At 53.4% G+C, this 19259-nt stretch carries 16 protein-coding genes; 11 read left to right on the top strand and 5 right to left on the bottom strand.

What is annotated here, in order from left to right:
• The first annotated feature begins 54 nt into the window (after positions 1–54).
• The 9 genes from ACLW56_RS06310 (at position 55) to pdxK (ending at position 10999) form a co-directional block, all read left to right on the top strand.
• Positions 55–1068, top strand: a complete 1014-nt coding sequence (locus tag ACLW56_RS06310; RefSeq protein WP_330982944.1) for a sulfate ABC transporter substrate-binding protein — start codon at positions 55–57, stop codon at positions 1066–1068.
• Complete coding sequence (gene cysT, locus ACLW56_RS06305; protein ID WP_330982943.1) at positions 1068–1901, top strand: sulfate/thiosulfate ABC transporter permease CysT; 834 nt, start codon at positions 1068–1070, stop codon at positions 1899–1901. The genes ACLW56_RS06310 and cysT overlap by 1 nt, the downstream gene beginning before the upstream one ends.
• Entirely contained in the window at positions 1901–2776 is an 876-nt protein-coding gene (gene cysW, locus ACLW56_RS06300) for a sulfate/thiosulfate ABC transporter permease CysW (protein ID WP_154159265.1), read from the top strand. Before cysT ends, cysW begins: the two co-directional genes overlap by 1 nt.
• The gene (cysA, locus tag ACLW56_RS06295; protein ID WP_330982942.1) at positions 2766–3869 is read left to right on the top strand and encodes a sulfate/thiosulfate ABC transporter ATP-binding protein CysA; all 1104 of its coding nucleotides are present in this window, start codon (positions 2766–2768) and stop codon (positions 3867–3869) included. The genes cysW and cysA overlap by 11 nt, the downstream gene beginning before the upstream one ends.
• A gap of 237 nt (positions 3870–4106) precedes the next feature.
• Positions 4107–4967 carry a helix-turn-helix domain-containing protein gene (locus ACLW56_RS06290; protein WP_330982941.1) on the top strand — a complete coding sequence of 287 codons (861 nt, stop codon included), beginning with the start codon at positions 4107–4109 and terminating at the stop codon, positions 4965–4967.
• Positions 4968–5113: 146 nt separating this feature from the next.
• Positions 5114–6418 carry an MFS transporter gene (locus ACLW56_RS06285; protein WP_330982940.1) on the top strand — a complete coding sequence of 435 codons (1305 nt, stop codon included), beginning with the start codon at positions 5114–5116 and terminating at the stop codon, positions 6416–6418.
• Between the two features lie 24 nt (positions 6419–6442).
• The gene (locus ACLW56_RS06280) at positions 6443–9124 is read left to right on the top strand and encodes a family 78 glycoside hydrolase catalytic domain (RefSeq protein WP_330982939.1); all 2682 of its coding nucleotides are present in this window, start codon (positions 6443–6445) and stop codon (positions 9122–9124) included.
• A 121-nt stretch (positions 9125–9245) separates the two neighbouring features.
• Positions 9246–10157: a cysteine synthase CysM gene (cysM, locus tag ACLW56_RS06275; RefSeq protein WP_330982938.1), complete on the top strand. Its 912-nt coding sequence runs from the start codon at positions 9246–9248 to the stop codon at positions 10155–10157.
• Between the two features lie 5 nt (positions 10158–10162).
• A complete protein-coding gene (gene pdxK / locus ACLW56_RS06270; protein ID WP_330982937.1) occupies positions 10163–10999 on the top strand; it encodes a pyridoxine/pyridoxal/pyridoxamine kinase in 837 nt (278 codons plus the stop codon).
• Positions 11000–11061: 62 nt separating this feature from the next.
• Here pdxK and crr read toward each other — a convergent pair whose 3' ends face one another.
• From crr to cysZ, 5 genes are all read right to left on the bottom strand, one after another.
• Positions 11062–11571, bottom strand: coding sequence for a PTS glucose transporter subunit IIA (crr, locus tag ACLW56_RS06265; protein WP_000522253.1), 510 nt, complete (start codon positions 11569–11571; stop codon positions 11062–11064).
• Between the two features lie 40 nt (positions 11572–11611).
• Complete coding sequence (gene ptsI / locus ACLW56_RS06260) at positions 11612–13339, bottom strand: phosphoenolpyruvate-protein phosphotransferase PtsI (protein ID WP_330982936.1); 1728 nt, start codon at positions 13337–13339, stop codon at positions 11612–11614.
• A gap of 44 nt (positions 13340–13383) precedes the next feature.
• Positions 13384–13641, bottom strand: a complete 258-nt coding sequence (gene ptsH, locus ACLW56_RS06255) for a phosphocarrier protein Hpr (RefSeq protein ID WP_004936458.1) — start codon at positions 13639–13641, stop codon at positions 13384–13386.
• A gap of 380 nt (positions 13642–14021) precedes the next feature.
• Positions 14022–14993, bottom strand: coding sequence for a cysteine synthase A (gene cysK, locus ACLW56_RS06250; RefSeq protein WP_330982935.1), 972 nt, complete (start codon positions 14991–14993; stop codon positions 14022–14024).
• A gap of 171 nt (positions 14994–15164) precedes the next feature.
• The gene (gene cysZ, locus ACLW56_RS06245) at positions 15165–15920 is read right to left on the bottom strand and encodes a sulfate transporter CysZ (protein ID WP_330982934.1); all 756 of its coding nucleotides are present in this window, start codon (positions 15918–15920) and stop codon (positions 15165–15167) included.
• Positions 15921–16151: 231 nt separating this feature from the next.
• Here cysZ and zipA point away from each other — a divergent pair, with 231 nt between their 5' ends.
• Positions 16152–17174, top strand: coding sequence for a cell division protein ZipA (zipA, locus tag ACLW56_RS06240; RefSeq protein WP_330982933.1), 1023 nt, complete (start codon positions 16152–16154; stop codon positions 17172–17174).
• Between the two features lie 69 nt (positions 17175–17243).
• Positions 17244–19259, top strand: a complete 2016-nt coding sequence (gene ligA / locus ACLW56_RS06235; RefSeq protein WP_330982932.1) for an NAD-dependent DNA ligase LigA — start codon at positions 17244–17246, stop codon at positions 19257–19259.

Below are 19259 nucleotides of genomic sequence, written 5' to 3'. Positions count from 1 at the left end.
CTCGTTATAAATATTATGACCCTAAGAGAGTCATCACATTGATAAGGGTTCGCAATGGCCGTTACATCACTGAAGAAAGGAACACTGGCGCTGGGCGTGTTGCTGCTGGCGGCACAAGCGCAGGCGACCGAACTGCTTAACAGCTCCTATGACGTGTCCCGTGAGCTGTTTGCGGCCCTTAATCCGCCGTTTGAGCAGCAGTGGGCGAAGGATAACGGCGGCGATAAGCTGACCATCAAGCAGTCTCATGCGGGGTCATCCAAGCAGGCGCTGGCGATTTTGCAGGGGCTGAAAGCCGATGTGGTGACCTACAACCAGGTGACCGACGTACAAATTCTGCATGACCGAGGCAAGCTTATCCCGGCCGACTGGCAAAGCCGTTTGCCGAACAACAGCTCGCCTTTCTATTCGACCATGGCGTTCCTGGTGCGCAAGGGCAACCCAAAGAATATCCATGACTGGAACGATCTGGTTCGTTCAGACGTTAAGCTGATTTTCCCGAATCCAAAAACTTCGGGTAACGCGCGTTACACCTATCTGGCTGCGTGGGGGGCTGCGGCGAAAGCTGACGGCAACGATCAGGCCAAAACCGAACAGTTCATGACCCAGTTCCTGAAAAACGTTGAAGTGTTCGATACCGGCGGCCGCGGGGCGACCACCACCTTCGTCGAGCGTGGTCTGGGCGATGTGTTGATCACCTTTGAATCTGAAGTGAACAACATTCGTAAGCAGTATGAAGATCAGGGCTTCGAAGTCATCGTGCCGAAAACCAATATCCTGGCCGAGTTCCCGGTGACGTGGGTCGACAAAAACGTCAAAGCCAACGGCACCGAAAAAGCAGCAAAAGCGTATCTGACCTGGCTCTATAGCCCGCAGGCGCAGACCATCATCACCGACTATTACTACCGCGTGAACAACCCGCAGGTGATGGACAAACTGAAAGATAAATTCCCGCAAACAGACCTGTTCCGTGTGGAAGACCAGTTCGGCTCGTGGCCGGAGGTGATGAAAACCCACTTCGCCAGCGGCGGCGAGCTGGACAAGTTGTTAGCGGCGGGGCGTAAGTAATGTTTGCTGTCTCTTCCAGACGCGTGCTGCCGGGCTTTACCTTAAGCCTCGGCACCAGTCTGCTGTTTGTATGCCTGATTTTACTGCTGCCGCTCAGTGCGCTGGTGATGCAGCTGGCGCAGATGAGCTGGGCACAGTATTGGGATGTCATCACCAACCCACAGGTGGTTGCAGCCTATAAAGTGACGCTGCTGTCTGCGTTTGTGGCTTCGATTTTTAATGGCGTGTTTGGCCTGCTGATGGCGTGGATACTGACTCGCTATCGCTTCCCGGGGCGTACGCTGCTGGATGCGCTGATGGATTTGCCCTTCGCATTGCCCACAGCTGTGGCGGGTTTAACGCTTGCATCGCTCTTTTCCGTGAACGGCTTTTACGGCGAATGGCTGGCGAAATTTGATATCAAAGTCACCTACACCTGGCTGGGTATCGCGGTGGCGATGGCGTTCACCAGCATTCCGTTTGTGGTGCGTACCGTTCAGCCAGTGCTGGAAGAATTAGGGCCGGAATACGAAGAAGCTGCGGAAACGCTGGGCGCAACGCGTATTCAAAGCTTCTGCAAGGTGGTGTTGCCGGAACTTTCTCCAGCGCTGCTGGCAGGCGTCGCGCTCTCTTTCACCCGCAGTCTGGGCGAGTTTGGTGCCGTGATTTTTATCGCCGGGAACATCGCGTGGAAAACAGAAGTCACCTCGCTGATGATTTTCGTGCGTTTGCAGGAGTTTGATTATCCGGCGGCGAGCGCGATTGCCTCAGTGATTCTGGGTGCTTCGCTGCTGCTGCTGTTCTCAATTAACACCTTGCAGAGTCGCTTTGGTCGACGTGTGGTAGGTCACTGATGGCGGAAGTTACGCAATTGAAACGCTATGACGCGCCCCGCATCAACTGGGGCAAATGGTTTCTGATCGGTGCTGGAATGCTGGTATCCGCCTTCATTCTGCTGGTGCCGATGATTTATATCTTTGTGCAGGCGTTCAGTAAAGGGCTGATGCCTGTCCTGCACAATCTGGCCGATCCGGACATGCTGCACGCCATCTGGCTGACGCTGATGATTGCCCTGATCACCGTTCCGGTGAACCTGGTTTTCGGCACGCTGCTGGCATGGCTGGTGACGCGCTTTAACTTCCCGGGTCGCCAGTTGCTGTTAACGCTGCTGGATATTCCTTTCGCCGTTTCGCCAGTGGTGGCGGGCCTGGTTTATTTGCTGTTCTACGGCTCCAACGGCCCATTGGGCGGCTGGCTTGATGAGCATAACCTGCAAATTATGTTTGCCTGGCCGGGCATGGTGCTGGCGACTATCTTCGTCACCTGTCCGTTTGTGGTTCGCGAACTGGTACCGGTGATGCTGAGCCAGGGCAGTCACGAAGACGAAGCGGCCATTTTGCTGGGCGCATCCGGCTGGCAGATGTTCCGCCGTGTGACGTTGCCGAACATTCGTTGGGCGCTGCTGTACGGCGTGGTGCTGACGAACGCGCGCGCCATCGGCGAATTCGGCGCGGTGTCGGTGGTGTCCGGTTCGATTCGCGGCGAGACGCTGTCGCTACCGTTGCAGATTGAGTTACTTGAGCAGGATTACAACACCGTCGGTTCGTTTACCGCCGCGGCCCTGCTGACGTTATTGGCTATTTTGACCCTGTTTTTAAAGAGTATGCTGCAGTGGCGCCTGGAGAATCAGGAAAAACGCGCGCAGCAGGAGAAGCATCATGAGCATTGAGATTGCCAGTATTAAGAAGTCGTTCGGGCGCACCCAGGTGCTGAATGAAATCTCTCTGGATATTCCATCGGGTCAGATGGTGGCGCTGCTTGGCCCATCGGGTTCAGGCAAAACCACGCTGCTGCGCATTATTGCCGGGCTGGAGCACCAGACCAGCGGGCATATTCGTTTTCACGGCACCGACGTGAGTCGCCTGCATGCACGCGATCGCAAAGTCGGTTTCGTGTTCCAGCACTATGCGTTGTTCCGCCATATGACGGTCTTCGACAACATCGCCTTTGGCCTGACAGTGCTGCCGCGTCGTGAACGCCCAAATGCCGCGGAAATCAAAGCGAAAGTCACCAAACTGCTGGAGATGGTGCAGCTGGCGCATCTGGCCGATCGTTACCCGGCGCAGCTTTCTGGTGGTCAGAAACAGCGTGTGGCGCTGGCGCGTGCGTTGGCCGTTGAACCGCAAATTCTGCTGCTCGACGAACCGTTTGGCGCGCTCGATGCGCAGGTGCGTAAAGAGCTGCGTCGCTGGTTGCGTCAACTGCATGAAGAGCTGAAGTTTACCAGCGTCTTCGTCACCCACGATCAGGAAGAAGCAATGGAAGTTGCCGACCGCGTGGTGGTGATGAGCCAGGGCAATATCGAACAGGTGGATGCGCCAGAGCAAGTCTGGCGCGAACCCGCGACCCGCTTTGTGCTGGAGTTTATGGGTGAAGTGAACCGTCTGAAAGGCACGATTCGCGGCGGCCAGTTCCACGTTGGCGCGCATCGCTGGCCGCTTGGCTATACGCCTGCTCATCAAGGCCCGGTAGATCTTTTCCTGCGCCCATGGGAAGTGGATGTCAGCCGTCGCACCAGCCTGGACTCCCCGTTGCCGGTACAGGTGCTGGAAGCCAGCCCGAAAGGTCACTACACCCAGCTGGTTGTCCAGCCGCTTGGCTGGTATGACGAACCGCTGACGGTGGTGATGCGTGATGAAGAGGCTCCGTCACGCGGCGAACGCCTGTTTGTGGGCTTGCAGCATGCACGTTTGTATAACGGCAAAGAAAGAATCGAAGGTCTTGAAGGGATAGACAGTCTGGCTCTGGCAGAAACAGCCTGATTCTTTTTCTGACTCTGCATTTAAACCCACGTATAGCGTGGGTTTTTTTATGGGGACTTATTGTGATGAAGCTTGCGAGTAATGAAGAAAAATGATGGTAACGTCACAAGGAATTACGCCGTAATGCCATTGTCGCGTAATGACTTGGCATAACTATTCCTGTCTAATAAAACAATGCCACAAAGGAAAAATAGGTGTTAAGGGTAAGGATATAAACCACAACTTGCGGAGGGAATAATGGTCGACATCAAACAATGCGAAGATTTCTTTCCCTCTGAAGACCATGCCTTTTGTGTGTTTATGCTCAACAATCAAGCCATGGCTGATTTGCATGGTCATGAATTTGATGAACTGGTTATTGTGCGTAGCGGCAGCGGGTTTCATATTGTTAACGATCATGCTGAAATGATCCGCCGTGGCGATTTCTTTTTTGTGACGGCAAATGACGTTCATTATTATGAGTCGACCAGTGAGCTCTCGCTTATCAATATATTGATTCATCGCCAGCGTGATTTTAAATATATCAAAAATATCGATGGAATGATTGAGTGCATCAGCAGCCATACGCATCCCTTTTCTGATAACTATCAACCTCTGGCTGACGTGCCGTTAAATGCGATAGTTAGCCTTGCAGAAAATATCAGTCAGCGTCGGGATGACGCGTTTGATGCGCTGTATTTCTCCAGCACCGAGTCTTCATTCTTACAAATACTCACGATCCTGAGCGAAAGCATAGCGGCGCCAAAGCCGTCTCAGGTTGAGCCGAAAGGCAAAGTCTATCTGCTGGATCAGGTGCGGCAGAATTATGCTCAGGAGATCAACTGGAAAAGTGTTTGTGAAGAGGGCGGGATTGCCATCCGCACGCTGTACCGTTTTTTCCATGAAATGACCGGGCAGACGCCTGAGAAATTTCAGCAGCTGTATCGCTTGTTGAAAGCCCAGGAATTATTGCGAACCACGGATATCCCGGTGAGCCGTATTGCGACGTCGTGTGGATTTTCTAATCCTCCACGATTGACCGAAGCTTATCGCCGCCATTTCCAGCGCACCCCCTCGCAGGAGCGACAGCTGAGTTTATCCGTTCAGCCTGATACATGAGGGGTTAACGAATTCTTGCTTTAAACCACTTAACGCTATTCCGGCTTTGAGTTGGCTTAATGTTGTTTTTTGTATCGAAAGTGATGTTCGGTTTTTTCATTCAGGAGTCTGTTTATTTATTACATAACATAAATGGAGTAATGATTATGCCTAAGATAAAACAGCCTAACCCCTGGTATATTGGTGTAGTTTCCGGGATGGCTTCTTATATTGACTCGGCGGCAATTGTTTCGAACGGGACGGCTCTGGTTATTTATCAAAAAGCGCTGGGAACCACATCGGCTGAAATTGGTATTCTTTCCGGAGTGCTGACACTTTGCATTGCGCTGGGCGCGTTTTTAGGCGGCCGACTGGGCGATTATTATGGGCGACGAAACGTTTTTATTATCACCATGGCAATGGTCCTCGCGGGCTCTTTGTTATTAGCGTTTAGCGCCTCGTTCCCTTTATTGCTTGTCGGCACCCTTCTGGTGGGGCTCGCCACTGGGGCCGATCTCCCTGTGTCACTGGCGACCATCTCTGAAGCCGCGACGGAGAAAAATCGCGGCAAAATACTGGGCTTGTCGAACTTACTTTGGTTTGCCGGTATTTGTTCAACCATGGCGATATCCGCGTTAGTGGGCGGTTGGGGGAAAATGGGCGCGCAAATTCTGTATCTGCATGTCGGCGTTGTGGCCGCTATTTTGTTGGTGCTGCGCTGGTCGCTGCCGGAATCTTCTGTCTGGTTAATCGCCCGCCAGGAACGCCTGAGCGGGAAAGCGACGGTGCGCGCGCAAAAGAATTCCTATGCGGATTTGCTGCGCGGAAAGTACCTGTGGCCGCTGGTGGCGCTCTGTTTGTTCTACATGTTTACCAATCTTGCCGCCAACACAGGAGGCCAATTTGGTGCCTATGTGGCGGTGAATGTGGTCGGCATTAGCGTTGAAAAGAATGCGCTGTGGAATTTACTGCTGATGCCCGTGGGCGTGCTGTCCGGGCTGTTGTTTATGAAAATGGTCGACACCGAAAAAAGAATGCTGGTGTTTATTATCGGCGCCTGCTTTTTCTCCGGGGGGTTCTTTATGCCTGTGCTGCTGCACTTTTCGCCGGTGTCGTGGTTCTGCTTTTTGCTCTTTACCGCGATAGGCAGCGGGATGGCATTTGAAGGCATCATGAAGGTCTGGTCGCAGGAATCCTTCCCTACCATGCTGCGTGCCACCGCTCAGGGTGCCATTGTCGGTCTGGCACGCCTGACCTGCGGCATTCTGGCCTTTGTCACTCCGGTACTGCTCGATGCAGGCCCAGTCATTCTCTACACCCTTCTTTCAGCCATTGTGGCCTTCGGCATGTTGATTGGCTGGCTCTGTTTCCATGGCAAATCACGTAACGAATTTTTGAGCGAATCGCAGACGATTGAGGAAGCCACCGCAGACATCATGCCGGTATCGGCTCAGCCCTCTTCACCCCATTAATGTACCCGCAAGGAGAATTGAATCATGCTGTCAGTCAGTCAACTTACTCTGAATGGTGAACCGGTGTTAACCGGTGTGGAAAGGCTGCCGCTCATCGGCTGGAAAATAGAGAGCACTCGCCGCAACGTGTTGCAGCAATCGTGGCAGTTGCAGTGCAGCACTCGCGCCGATTTCTCAACGCTGGTTTTTGATAGTGGCGTCGTCAACAGTGAGGAATCCAATAATATTGAGCTGAGCGAATTCCCCCTTCAGCCTTCTACCCGTTATTTTTTGCGGGTGCGCATTACCGACAACCACGGTGAAAGCAGCGGGTGGAGCCCGGAAGCACAGTTTGTCACCGGGGTGATGAATTGTGCCTGGAAGGGCGAATTTATCTCAGCGGAAACGCCGCAGGATAAGGCGATTTCGAAAGGCACCTTGCTGCGAAAAGCGTTTTCAGTGGCAGCGGAAAAGAAGGTGGCTTCGGCGTTTGTGCATGCCACGGCGTTAGGCATTTATCAGTTATTCCTTAATGGGGAGCGGGTCGGCACGGATGAACTGACACCGGGCTGGACCAGCTATCACCACCACCTTTTGTACCAGACTTACGACGTGACAGCGTTGCTGAACAGCGGCGATAACGTTGTGGGGGCTGAACTGGGGGCGGGTTGGTTCAAAGGGGATATGGGATTCAGCCGTCATCGCAACTACTACGGAGAGCAAACCGCGCTGCTGTGCCAGCTGGTCATTCAGTACGAAGACGGCAGCGAACACTGCGTGGTTAGCGACGTTTCCTGGCGTAGCAGCGACTCCGCACGCCAGTTTGCTGAAATCTACGATGGCGAACGCTATGACGCCACTTTGGCCCAGCCGGGCTGGCAACAGTCGGGTTTTAATGATTCGGACTGGCGTAAGGTTTCCCTGATCCACTGGGATAAAAAAACGCTGGTTGCGCAGGGCGCTGGCACCGTCAAACAGATTGAGCGTCTTCCCGTTGCGGCCCTGATTGTGACGCCGCAGGGCGACCAGGTGCTGGATTTCGGCCAGAACATGAGCGGCTGGGTGGAATTCCGGGTGCAGGGGAAACCTGGCGACAAAGTGGTGTTACGCCATTTTGAAGCGCTGGATGCCAGCGGCAATGTCTATCTCGACAATCTGCGCAGTGCGAAGCAGCTCGTGGAATACACGCTAAAAGGTGAAGAGGAGGAAATCTGGCATCCTCGCTTTAGCTGGCAGGGCTTTCGTTATGTGAAAGTTGAGCGTTTCCCTGGCGAACTCAATCCGAACCATTTTACGGCGATTGCCATCCACTCTGCGATGGAATCTACCGGGCAGTTTGCCTGCTCAAATCTGGAGTTGAATCAGCTACACCACAACATTCTTTGGGGACTGAAAGGCAATTTTGTCGATGTCCCGACCGATTGCCCGCAGCGTGACGAACGTCTGGGCTGGACGGGCGATGCGCAAATTTTCTGCCGCACAGCCAGCTACCTGATGCAAACCCGCACCTTTTTTGCCAAATGGCTGACGGACCTCAAACATGATCAGACGCCAGAGGGCGGCGTGCCGCATGTGATCCCTGATATTCTGACCGGGCATTGCGATCACGATAAATTCCTTGCGGAAGGTGGAACGCACTCGGCGACGGGCTGGGCGGACGCTGCGGTGATCAATCCGTGGACGATGTACCTGATGTATGGCGATAAGCGCATCCTGCAAAACCAGTATGTCAGCATGAAAGGCTGGGTCGATTTTATGCAGGCTCATGCGGACAATGACATCTGGCGCTACAAGCTACAGTTTGGCGACTGGGTGGCGCTGGATGCCCAGGAAGGAAGCTACTTCGGTGCCACGCCTGAAGACTTGCTCTGCACGGCCTATTACGCCTTATCAACGTCGCTGTTGGCTAAAACGGCAAAGGTATTGGGCAACGAGGAAGATCATCAGTATTACAGTGCGCTGCAGGCCAGAATAGTGAAGCGCTTCCAGGAGCGTTTCTTCACTGCAGAAGGCGATTTGACGGCTCAGACCCAAACTGCGCACATTGTCGCGCTCTGTTTCGATCTGACGCCTGCTGGCTTACGGCTACGTACGGCAGATCGGTTAGTGGCGCTGCTCCATGAGCATGACGGGCATCTGGTGACAGGTTTTCTCGGCACACCTTATTTCTGCCACGCGCTTAGCCAGAACGGGAAGGCGAAAGAGGCCTGGGCATTGTTGCTGAAAGACGATTTTCCGTCCTGGCTGTATCAGGTAAAAGCCGGAGCAACGACGGTGTGGGAGCACTGGGATGGCATTAAGCCAGACGGTTCTATGTGGAGCCCGGACATGAACTCGTTTAACCATTACGCTTATGGCGCGGTGGGGGAATGGTTGTATCGAACTGTCGCGGGAATTGAGGCCGATGAATCAGCACCAGGCTTTAAGCATGTGATCATTTCGCCGCTGCCCGGTGGCCGGCTGAATTGGATAGATGCAAGCTACGAGTCAATGTATGGCGAGATTGCGGTGAAGTGGCAAGCCATTGAGGGCAAGGTTGTCCTGTCTTTCCGCATTCCGGCGAACACCACGGCAACGGTGAAATTGCAGGCTGTTAAAGAGATTGGGCAGTCAGAGGGGCTGGAATTTAGCCATTCTGAATTGGGTTGGTCTGCGACCGCAGGGTCGGGGGAATACCGTATCGACTATTTGCCCGATGATTCAGTAGACCTGACTTACTCAGACTGATAGTTTTATTGCATCCTGATGTTGCCGGGTGGCGTTTCGTTTACCCGGCCTACAAGAAAACGCATGGTTTTGTAGGCCCGGTAAGCACAGCGCGACCGGGCTTTTTTATTGGAATGCAGAAGTGACGACATTAGAAAACACCATCGGCAACACCCCGTTAGTGAAACTCCAGCGCATGGCTCCCGACAACGGCAGTGAAGTGTGGGTCAAACTCGAAGGGAATAATCCTGCCGGTTCCGTCAAAGATCGCGCGGCATTGTCGATGATTGTCCAGGCTGAAAAACGCGGTGAAATCTCGCCGGGCGACGTATTAATCGAAGCGACCAGCGGCAATACCGGCATCGCGTTGGCGATGATTGCGGCGCTGAAAGGCTATCGCATGAAGCTGCTGATGCCCGACAACATGAGCCAGGAACGCCGGGCTGCCATGCGTGCGTATGGCGCAGAGCTGATTCTGGTCAGCAAAGAGCAGGGTATGGAAGGTGCGCGTGATTTAGCGCTGGCAATGGCGGAACGCGGTGAAGGCAAGCTGCTCGATCAGTTTAATAATCCTGATAACCCGTACGCGCATTACACCACAACCGGCCCAGAAATCTGGCAACAGACGGCGGAACGCCTCACCCATTTTGTGTCCAGTATGGGCACCACCGGCACCATCACCGGCGTTTCTCGTTTCCTGCGCGAACAAAGCAAAAAAGTCACCATTGTGGGCTTGCAGCCGGAAGAGGGCAGCAGCATTCCAGGCATTCGCCGCTGGCCAGCGGAATATATGCCGGGGATCTTTAATGCCGCGCTGGTGGATGAAGTCATGGATATTCATCAGCGTGACGCGGAAAATACCATGCGCGAACTGGCGGTGCGTGAAGGGATCTTCTGTGGCGTGAGTTCAGGTGGCGCGGTAGCCGGGGCGCTACGCGTGGCGCAGGCGAATCCGGGCGCAGTGGTGGTGGCGATCATTTGCGATCGCGGCGACCGTTATCTGTCGACCGGCGTGTTTGGTGAAGAGAGTTACAGTCAAGGGGCGGGGATTTAACAGCCATGGAAATGATTCTTTTTCGGGACAAGACCCGAGCGCAGCAGGCAGACATTGTGGCTGTGCAATCTCAGGTGGTGTACGGAAGCGTAGGCAACAGCGTGGCGGTGCCGAACATCAAACAGCATCATTTGAATGTGCTGGCGGTGCCAACGGTTCTGTTCAGCAACACGCCGCATTACGACACTTTTTATGGCGGTGTGATCCCTGATGAGTGGTTCAGCGGGTATTTACAGGCGCTGGAAGAGCGTGACGCGCTGCGTGAGCTGAAAGCCGTCACCACAGGCTATATGGGAAGCGCGAGCCAGATTGCGCTGTTGGCAGAGTGGCTGAAGGTCATGCGGGTAAAGCATCCGCAGATGATGATTCTGGTCGATCCGGTGATCGGCGATACCGACAGCGGCGTGTATGTGAAACCAGAAATTCCTCAGGCTTATTGCGATCACCTGTTGCCATTGGCTCAGGGGATAACGCCGAACGTTTTCGAACTTGGCGTGCTGAGCGGTAAACCTTGTGACACGCTGGATGAAGCCATCAATGCGGCAAAAGGGCTGCTGTCAGACACGCTTCAATGGGTGGCTATTACCAGCGCACCCGTTCCTGGTGATAACGATATTCACGTGGTGCTGGTGACCAAAGAGAGCGTAGACATCAGCGGCTGGCCGCGAGTGGCAACCGATTTGAAAGGTACCGGCGATCTGTTCTGCTCAGAGTTGATAAGCGCCGTCGTGCAGGGCAAAACGTTACAGGAAGCCCTGCGGGCAGCCGGAAGCTGGGTGGTGGAAGTGATGAGCTATACCCTGGAAAAAGGCTACGACGAGCTGATCCTGCCGCCACGTTAATCGCTAGTTGCACAAACAAAAATGGCGCCCGAAGGCGCCATTTTGCTATCCACGCGGCATCATTATTTCTTGATGCGGATAACCGGGGTCTCGCCCACAGTCACGCTACCAGACAGTTTGATCAGCTCTTTGATCTCGTCCATGTTGGAGATAACAACCGGGGTCAGGGTAGACTTGGCTTTCTCTTCCAGCAGAGGCAGATCGAACTCGATAACCGGATCGCCAACTTTCACACGCTGGCCTTCTTCCGCGATACGTTTGAAACCTTCGCCTTTCAGTTCAACGGTGTCGATGCCGAAGTGAACGAACAGCTCGATACCACTGTCGGACTCAATAGAGAACGCATGGTTGGTTTCAAAGATTTTACCGATAGTCCCGTCAACCGGCGCAACCATTTTGTTGCCGGTCGGTTTGATAGCAATGCCATCGCCTACGATTTTCTCAGCAAAAACAACATCCGGCACGTCTTCGATGTTGACGATCTCGCCAGAGAGTGGCGCAACAATCTCAATAGTTCCGGTGTCTTTCTTATCATCAGAAACCAGAGATTTCAGTTTATCGAACAAACCCATGATCTTCTCCTAAGCAGTAATTTGGGTCGCATCTCGTGGATTAGCAGATTGTTTTTTCTTCAATGAACTTGTTAACCAGCGTCATTAACTCGTCCGTTGTCGGTTGAGCAAGAGCCTGCTCTGCTAAAACCTTCGCATCTTCGAAGTTCGTGTTACGGATAATCTTCTTAATGCGCGGGATGGAAATGGCGCTCATAGAGAATTCGTCCAGACCCATACCCAGCAACAGAAGTGTAGCACGTTCGTCGCCTGCAAGCTCACCACACATGCCAGTCCACTTGCCTTCAGCATGAGAAGCATCAATAACTTGCTTGATCAGCGTCAGAACAGATGGCGACATGGGCTGGTAAAGATGCGAAATCATATCATTACCACGGTCAACTGCCAGAGTATACTGTGTTAAATCATTGGTTCCGATACTAAAGAAGTCTACTTCTTTCGCCAGATGGCGAGCGATGGTTGCCGCCGCCGGTGTTTCCACCATCACGCCAATCTCAATCGTTTCGTCAAAGGCTTTACCTTCGTCACGCAGTTCCTGTTTGTAGATTTCGATCTCTTTCTTCAGTGCACGCACTTCTTCAACAGAGATGATCATCGGGAACATAATGCGCAGTTTGCCGAAAGCAGAGGCACGCAGAATGGCACGAACCTGATCACGCAGGATCTCTTTGCGATCCATAGCGATACGCACGGCGCGCCAGCCCAGGAACGGGTTCTCTTCTTTCGGGAAGTTCATGTACGGTAGCTCTTTGTCGCCACCGATGTCCATGGTACGGACGATAACTGCCTGAGAGCCACACGCTTCAGCAACGGCTTTGTACGCAGCAAACTGTTCTTCTTCAGTTGGCAGCGAGTCACGGTCCATGAACAGGAATTCTGTACGATACAGACCCACACCTTCAGCGCCATTGCGCTCTGCACCGTCGATATCACGAACGGTACCGATGTTGGCACACACTTCGACCTGGTGGCCGTCAAGCGTGATGGCTGGCAGGTCTTTCAGTTTTGCCAGTTCAGCTTTCTCTTCAGCAACCTGAGTCTGAATTTTGCGCAGCGCTTCGATCTCGTCGTTAGTCGGGTTAACGTACACCTGGTTGTTAACCGCATCGAGGATCAGATAGTCGCCGTTTTTCACTTCATTGGTGACGCTACCGGTGCCCACAATCGCTGGCAGTTCCAGGGAACGCGCCATGATGGAGGTGTGGGAGGTACGGCCGCCGATGTCAGTGATGAAACCGAGCACCCTGTTCAGGTTCAGCTGTGCGGTTTCTGACGGGGTCAAATCTTTTGCTACCAGGATAACTTCGTCCTGAATTGCGCTCAGATCAATAATGGCCAGACCGAGGATGTTACGCAGCAGACGCTTACCGATGTCACGTACGTCGGCCGCACGCTCTTTCAGGTATTCATCGTCCAGCTCTTCCAGGGCAGTTGCCTGACCTTCGATAACCTCATTGGCTGCTGCATCAGCAGTCATGTGCTTATCTTTAATCAGGGCTATGATTTCCTGCTCCAGCTCCTCATCTTCCAGCAACATAATGTGGCCTTCGAAGATGGCTTCTTTCTCTTCGCCGAACGTTTCGCCAGCTTTTGTCTTGATAGCTTCCAGCTGCACGGACGCCTTGGTGCGGCCACTCAGAAAGCGTTGGACTTCCTGGTCGACGCTGTCGGCAGAAATTTTCTTCCGGTCGATGACAATCTCATCTTCAATCAGCAGAAGTGCTTTGCCGAAAGCGATACCCGGGGATGCTAAAATGCCTGAAATCATAACCCTACCTTACTTGTGACTGATTTTTAAAAGAACTCGTGAACTTACTCGAGTTCAGCCATCAGCTTAACCAGATGCTCAACTGCTTTCTGCTCGTCTTCGCCTTCTGCAGAGATGGTCACAACGGTGCCCTGAGTCAGACCAAGAGTCTGCAGTTTGAACAGGCTTTTTGCGCTGGCGCTTTTGCCGTTGGAGGTCACAGTGATGTCAGAAGTGAAGCCTTTCGCTTCTTTAACAAACTGAGCAGCAGGGCGGGTGTGCAGACCGTTCGGAGCGGTAATGGTAACTTCTTGCTGGAACATTATATTTCCCCAACTTATAGGTTTAGTGTTGTGGAACTAAAGTCTAGCCTGGCGGCTACACTTTAGCCTGTATAGATTTAGCGCCGGCGGACACGAAAACGACACAGAAGGTCTAACGCAATCCTGGCAGGCACTTCTGGCCGATGACGTTTAGCTCGTCATTAAACATTATGCCGCGAAAGCAAGATTTGAACCAAATCATAAAATCGATTCAGCACGCTGAAATCGATATTTGAATAATTTCGCGCTTCAAAATAAATGTGATGGTTAAATACCAGACCCAACAGGGGGAAGCAATGCCAGGTGGGCCAAAAGTATGACGTGTGCCACAAAAAAGCACCCCGGCGGGTGCTTTTTTAGTCATCTTTTTACATTTGGCATTACTGTTGCAGTTCTTTCTCAGTGAAAAGATCGGCAAACAATGCGGTGCTCAGATAACGTTCTCCCGAAGAAGGTAGGATAACCACTATATTCTTGTTGGTAAAGATTTCATCTTCTTGCAGTTTCAGCGCGGCAGCGACGGCTGCACCCGAAGAGATCCCCGCCAAAATGCCTTCTTCTTCCATCAAACGACGTGCGGTCGAAATCGCTTCATCATTGGTGATAGTGATGACTTTGTCGATAATCTTCAGATCCAGGTTACCCGGAATGAAGCCTGCGCCAATGCCCTGAATCTTGTGTGGGCCGGGTTTGATCTCTTCACCAGCCAGTGCCTGGGTAATCACCGGGGAATCTGTCGGTTCAACTGCGACGCTTATCAGATCGGTTTTGCCTTTTGTGCCTTTAATATAGCGAGTGACACCTGTTAGCGTACCGCCGGTGCCCACGCCTGCGATAAACACGTCAACCTGACCGTCTGTATCTTCCCAGATTTCTGGGCCAGTGGTCTTTTCGTGAATTTCCGGGTTCGCCGGGTTGCTGAATTGCTGCAGCAGCAGGAATTTTTCTGGATCGCTTGCAACAATTTCTTCTGCTTTCTGAATAGCGCCTTTCATGCCTTTTGCGCCTTCGGTCAGCACCAGGTTGGCACCCAGCGCTTTCAGCAGCTTGCGGCGCTCCACGCTCATGGTTTCTGGCATGGTCAGCGTCAGCTTGTAGCCACGCGCTGCGGCCACATAAGCCAGCGCGATACCGGTGTTGCCGCTGGTTGGCTCAACCAGTTCGACGCCCGGTTTCAGCACGCCACGTTTTTCGGCATCCCAAATCATATTGGCACCGATGCGGCATTTGACGCTGAAGCTCGGGTTGCGGGATTCCACTTTCGCGAGGATGCGTCCATTACCGATTCGGTTCAGTCGAACCAGCGGCGTATGACCGATTGTCAGCGAGTTATCTTCAAAAATCTTGCTCATAGCCAGTCCTTAACTGTTTGAAATTTGGGAACGACTCCAGCATACGCAGTTGGGCGTGATGGGGAAGGAAAGTTTTCGTATAACGATATGCTGATGTGAAATAAAGGTTATCAGTATGGAATAAGGGGCGACATTCGTCGCCCCAGCTTTACCTTTATATACACAAGAGGATCACTTCCAGAGCGCGTGCTTATCGCGATAACAGTCAACCCACATGGCGGTGGCACCACAAATCGCGACGGGCAGAATGACCAGGTTCAAAATCGGGATCATGGTGAAAAGGCTGGTGAGCGCGCCAAACTGCATGTTGGTCACTTTGCGTGATCGAAGTGCTTCACGCATCGTTTTGAAAGGCACTTTGTGGTTATCAAACGGGTAGTCGCAATATTGAATAGCCATCATCCAGGCGCTGAACAAAAACCACAGCACCGGCGCGACGGTTTGGCCAATCCCCGGAATGAAGTACAAAATCAGCAGAACCAGCGCGCGTGGCAGATACCAGGCCAGCTTTTGCCATTCACGCTTCATGATTCGCGGGACATCTTTCATCACGCCAAACACGCCGGTGTCTGGTGGTGTGGCGCCAGTGAGTCGCGCTTCGAGTTGCTCTGCCAGTAATCCGCTAAACGGGGCGGCTATCCAGTTGGTGATGGTTGAGAAGAAATAACCAAACACCAGCAGCACTGAGATAACCACGATCGGCCATAGCAGGTAGCTCAGCCACTGCAGCCAGTCTGGCACGCGGCTCATCAGCGAGGGGAGCCAGTTGCCCAGTTCGCTAAACAGCCACCAGAAGGCGCCGCCCATCAAAATGATGTTCACCAGCAGTGGCAGAAAAACGTAACGACGAATGCCGGGCAGGCGGATCAGTTTCCAGCCCTGAGAAAAATAGTAGACCCCGCTACGGGGTGCAGATGAGGAAACCATGGTCAGGCGATACTCCTTTTATAAAAAGTCCTGGCAATTGCGAAGCTATTTTATCGGGTTAGCGGATGATAACCAGTTAAGAAATGGTCGAAAAAACAGCAAAAAGCACGATTTGGTTCATCTTTATTGTCCGATTTCCGGGTACACACTTGCACTTGACGTGATGGGCAAATACTCTTAGTGAGTAAATGTTTGCCGTGGTGGCAAGGTGTTAGAACAACAGAGAATATAATGATGCAGGATTTGCGTCTGATATTAATCATCGTTGGCGCGATCGCCATAATTGCACTGCTGGTTCACGGTTTCTGGACCAGCCGCAAAGAACGTTCTTCGATGTTCCGCGATCGCCCAATGAAACGCATGAAATCGCGTGGCGACGAAGCGTCGGATGATGGCGACTTTGATGACGATGGCATAGGTGAAGTTCGTGTTCATCGGGTGAACCCTGCCCAGGATATGCACGCCGGGGAGCATGATGCTGCCCACCAGGCGCCGCAACACCAGTACCAGCCGCCTTATGAGCGTCAGGTGCAGCCGCCAGTACGCCATGAGGAACCCGCTCGTCAGCCAGCGTCGCCTCAGCAGCCAGTGCGTCAGCAGCCGGTTCATCAGGCACCTGTGCAGCAGCCCGTGGAACAACGTCCACCGGTTCAGCCGCAGGTCACACCACAGCAGCCTGCACCGCAGTATCAGCAGCCTGTGTCGCAGCCTCATGTTGCTCCGCCACAGCCGGTACAACCTGTTGTGGCTGAACCTCAGCCTGTTGCACAGCCGTCAGCGCCTGAACCGCAACCCGCTGCTGTAGAAGAACCGCAGTCGGTGAAACAGGAACGCAAAGAGACCGTTATTGTGCTCAGCGTTGCAGCCCATCAAGGCTCGCATATCAACGGCGAACTGTTGCGCAACAGCATTGAGCAAACAGGGTTTGTGTTCGGCGATATGAATATTTATCACCGCCATCTCAATCCTGGCGGCGGCGGTCCGGCCTTGTTCAGCCTTGCTAATATGGTGAAGCCTGGCACCTTCGACCCGGAAAACATGGCCGACATGCAGACCCCGGGGGTCACTATCTTTATGCAAGTGCCGTCCTATGGTGACGAACTGCAAAACTTCAAACTGATGCTTCAGTCTGCCCAGTACATTGCGGACGAAGTCGGCGGTGTGGTGCTGGACGACCAGCGTCGGATGATAACGCCACAGAAAGTGCGTGATTATCAGGATCGCATTCGCGAAGTGAAAGAAGCCAACGCCTGATAAGTCAGGCGTACCGCACCCTTACTGAACCCCCGCCTGTCGGGGGTTTTTTATCATTGATGGTGGGATATGGAACCAATCGAACAACAACTGACAGCACTGCGAACCACGCTTCGCCATCACGAATACCTGTACCACGTTATGGATGCGCCGGAAGTACCGGACGCAGAGTATGATCGGCTGATGCGCGAACTGCGCGAGCTGGAAGAGAAGCACCCCGAGCTGATTACGCCGGATTCCCCAACCCAGCGTGTGGGGGCCGCACCGCTCACTTCCTTCAGCCAGATCCGTCATGAAGTTCCGATGCTTTCGCTGGATAACGTCTTTGACGAAGAAAGCTTTGTCGCGTTCAACAAGCGTGTTCAGGACAGACTGAAAAGCACCGATGCGCTGACTTACTGCTGCGAGCTGAAGCTGGATGGGCTGGCCGTCAGTATTCTGTATGAAAACGGGGTATTGATGCAGGCTGCGACTCGTGGGGATGGCACCACGGGGGAAGATATCACCGCTAACGTGCGAACCATCCGCGCCATTCCGCTGAAATTGAGGGGCGATAATATTCCTGCACGTCTGGAAGTGCGTGGAGAAGTGTTCCTGCCTCAGGCGGGCTTTGAAAAAATTAATGAAGATGCGCGTCGTACCGGTGGAAAGCTTTTCGCTAACCCACGTAACGCAGCGGCGGGGTCTTTGCGCCAGCTTGACCCAAGAATTACCGCGAAGCGCCCCCTGACGTTCTTCTGCTACGGCGTGGGTATTCTGGAAGGTGGCGAATTGCCAGCCAGCCATCTGGGCCGCCTGCAGCAGTTCAAAGAGTGGGGGCTGCCGGTCAGTAATCGAGTGAAGCTCTGCAACTCCCCGGAGGAAGTACTCGCTTACTATCACAAGGTTGAAGAAGACCGCCCACATCTTGGGTTTGATATCGACGGCGTGGTCATTAAAGTTGACTCCCTTACGTTACAAGAACAACTCGGGTTTGTGGCGCGCGCACCACGTTGGGCCGTTGCCTTCAAATTCCCGGCTCAGGAACAGATGACGTTTGTTCGTGATGTTGAGTTCCAGGTCGGCCGCACCGGGGCGATTACACCAGTAGCACGTCTGGAGCCTGTTCAGGTCGCAGGTGTGTTGGTCAGTAACGCCACGCTGCACAATGCCGATGAAATCGAACGCCTCGGCCTGCGTATTGGCGATAAAGTTGTGATTCGTCGTGCAGGTGATGTTATTCCACAAGTGGTCAATGTGGTGTTGTCTGAGCGTCCTGATGAGACACGTGCCGTTGAGTTTCCGACGCATTGCCCGATATGCGGTTCCGATGTGGAACGCGTTGAAGGTGAAGCTGTGGCGCGCTGTACCGGCGGCTTGATTTGCGGCGCACAGCGTAAAGAAGCGCTGAAGCACTTCGTTTCGCGTCGCGCGATGGATGTTGACGGCATGGGCGATAAAATTATCGATCAGCTGGTTGAGAAAGAATACGTGCATACCCCGGCAGATCTGTTCCGCCTGACGGCTGGCAAACTCACCGGTCTGGATCGCATGGGGCCGAAATCCGCGCAAAATGTGGTGAGTGCTCTCGAAAAGTCCAAAGAGACAACCTTTGCTCGTTTCCTTTATGCGCTGGGCATCCGTGAAGTCGGTGAAGCAACAGCCGCCGGGCTTGCCGCGCATTACGGAACATTGGACGCTCTGCTTGCTGCCTCCATTGAAGACCTGCAGAAAGTGCAGGATGTGGGCATCGTGGTTGCGACTCACGTCTTCAACTTCTTTGCTGAAGAGAGCAACCGTGAAGTCATTCAGCAACTTCAGCAGGAAGGCGTGCACTGGCCTGCGCCGGTGGTCATCAATGCCGAAGAGATTGACAGCCCGTTTGCCGGGAAAACGGTTGTGCTCACTGGCAGCCTGAGTCAAATGTCTCGTGATGACGCGAAAGCACGCCTGGTGGAACTGGGTGCGAAGGTAGCGGGCAGCGTATCGAAGAAAACGGATTTAGTGATTGCCGGGGAAGCGGCGGGTTCGAAGCTTGCCAAAGCCCAGGAGTTGGGCATTGAGGTTATCGACGAAGCTGAGATGTTACGTCTGTTGGGAGCCTGA

The sequence above is a fragment of the Pantoea sp. sgz302252 genome (genome assembly GCF_047713085.1).
Taxonomy (GTDB): domain Bacteria; phylum Pseudomonadota; class Gammaproteobacteria; order Enterobacterales; family Enterobacteriaceae; genus Scandinavium.
Note: the sequence above shows the minus strand (reverse complement) of the source record. Positions and strands in the feature narration are given on the sequence as shown.

Bases quoted from the DNA above. Each gene is read 5' to 3' on its own strand.
- cysK (WP_330982935.1), bottom strand. From the start codon at position 14,993: ATGAGCAAGATTTTTGAAGATAACTCGCTGACAATCGGTCATACGCCG.
- cysW (WP_154159265.1), top strand. From the start codon at position 1,901: ATGGCGGAAGTTACGCAATTGAAACGCTATGACGCGCCCCGCATCAAC.
- pdxK (WP_330982937.1), top strand. From the start codon at position 10,163: ATGGAAATGATTCTTTTTCGGGACAAGACCCGAGCGCAGCAGGCAGAC.
- ptsI (WP_330982936.1), bottom strand. From the start codon at position 13,339: ATGATTTCAGGCATTTTAGCATCCCCGGGTATCGCTTTCGGCAAAGCA.
- ACLW56_RS06290 (WP_330982941.1), top strand. From the start codon at position 4,107: ATGGTCGACATCAAACAATGCGAAGATTTCTTTCCCTCTGAAGACCAT.
- ptsH (WP_004936458.1), bottom strand. From the start codon at position 13,641: ATGTTCCAGCAAGAAGTTACCATTACCGCTCCGAACGGTCTGCACACC.
- crr (WP_000522253.1), bottom strand. From the start codon at position 11,571: ATGGGTTTGTTCGATAAACTGAAATCTCTGGTTTCTGATGATAAGAAA.
- ligA (WP_330982932.1), top strand. From the start codon at position 17,244: ATGGAACCAATCGAACAACAACTGACAGCACTGCGAACCACGCTTCGC.
- cysZ (WP_330982934.1), bottom strand. From the start codon at position 15,920: ATGGTTTCCTCATCTGCACCCCGTAGCGGGGTCTACTATTTTTCTCAG.
- ACLW56_RS06285 (WP_330982940.1), top strand. From the start codon at position 5,114: ATGCCTAAGATAAAACAGCCTAACCCCTGGTATATTGGTGTAGTTTCC.
- cysT (WP_330982943.1), top strand. From the start codon at position 1,068: ATGTTTGCTGTCTCTTCCAGACGCGTGCTGCCGGGCTTTACCTTAAGC.
- cysA (WP_330982942.1), top strand. From the start codon at position 2,766: ATGAGCATTGAGATTGCCAGTATTAAGAAGTCGTTCGGGCGCACCCAG.
- ACLW56_RS06280 (WP_330982939.1), top strand. From the start codon at position 6,443: ATGCTGTCAGTCAGTCAACTTACTCTGAATGGTGAACCGGTGTTAACC.
- ACLW56_RS06310 (WP_330982944.1), top strand. From the start codon at position 55: ATGGCCGTTACATCACTGAAGAAAGGAACACTGGCGCTGGGCGTGTTG.
- zipA (WP_330982933.1), top strand. From the start codon at position 16,152: ATGATGCAGGATTTGCGTCTGATATTAATCATCGTTGGCGCGATCGCC.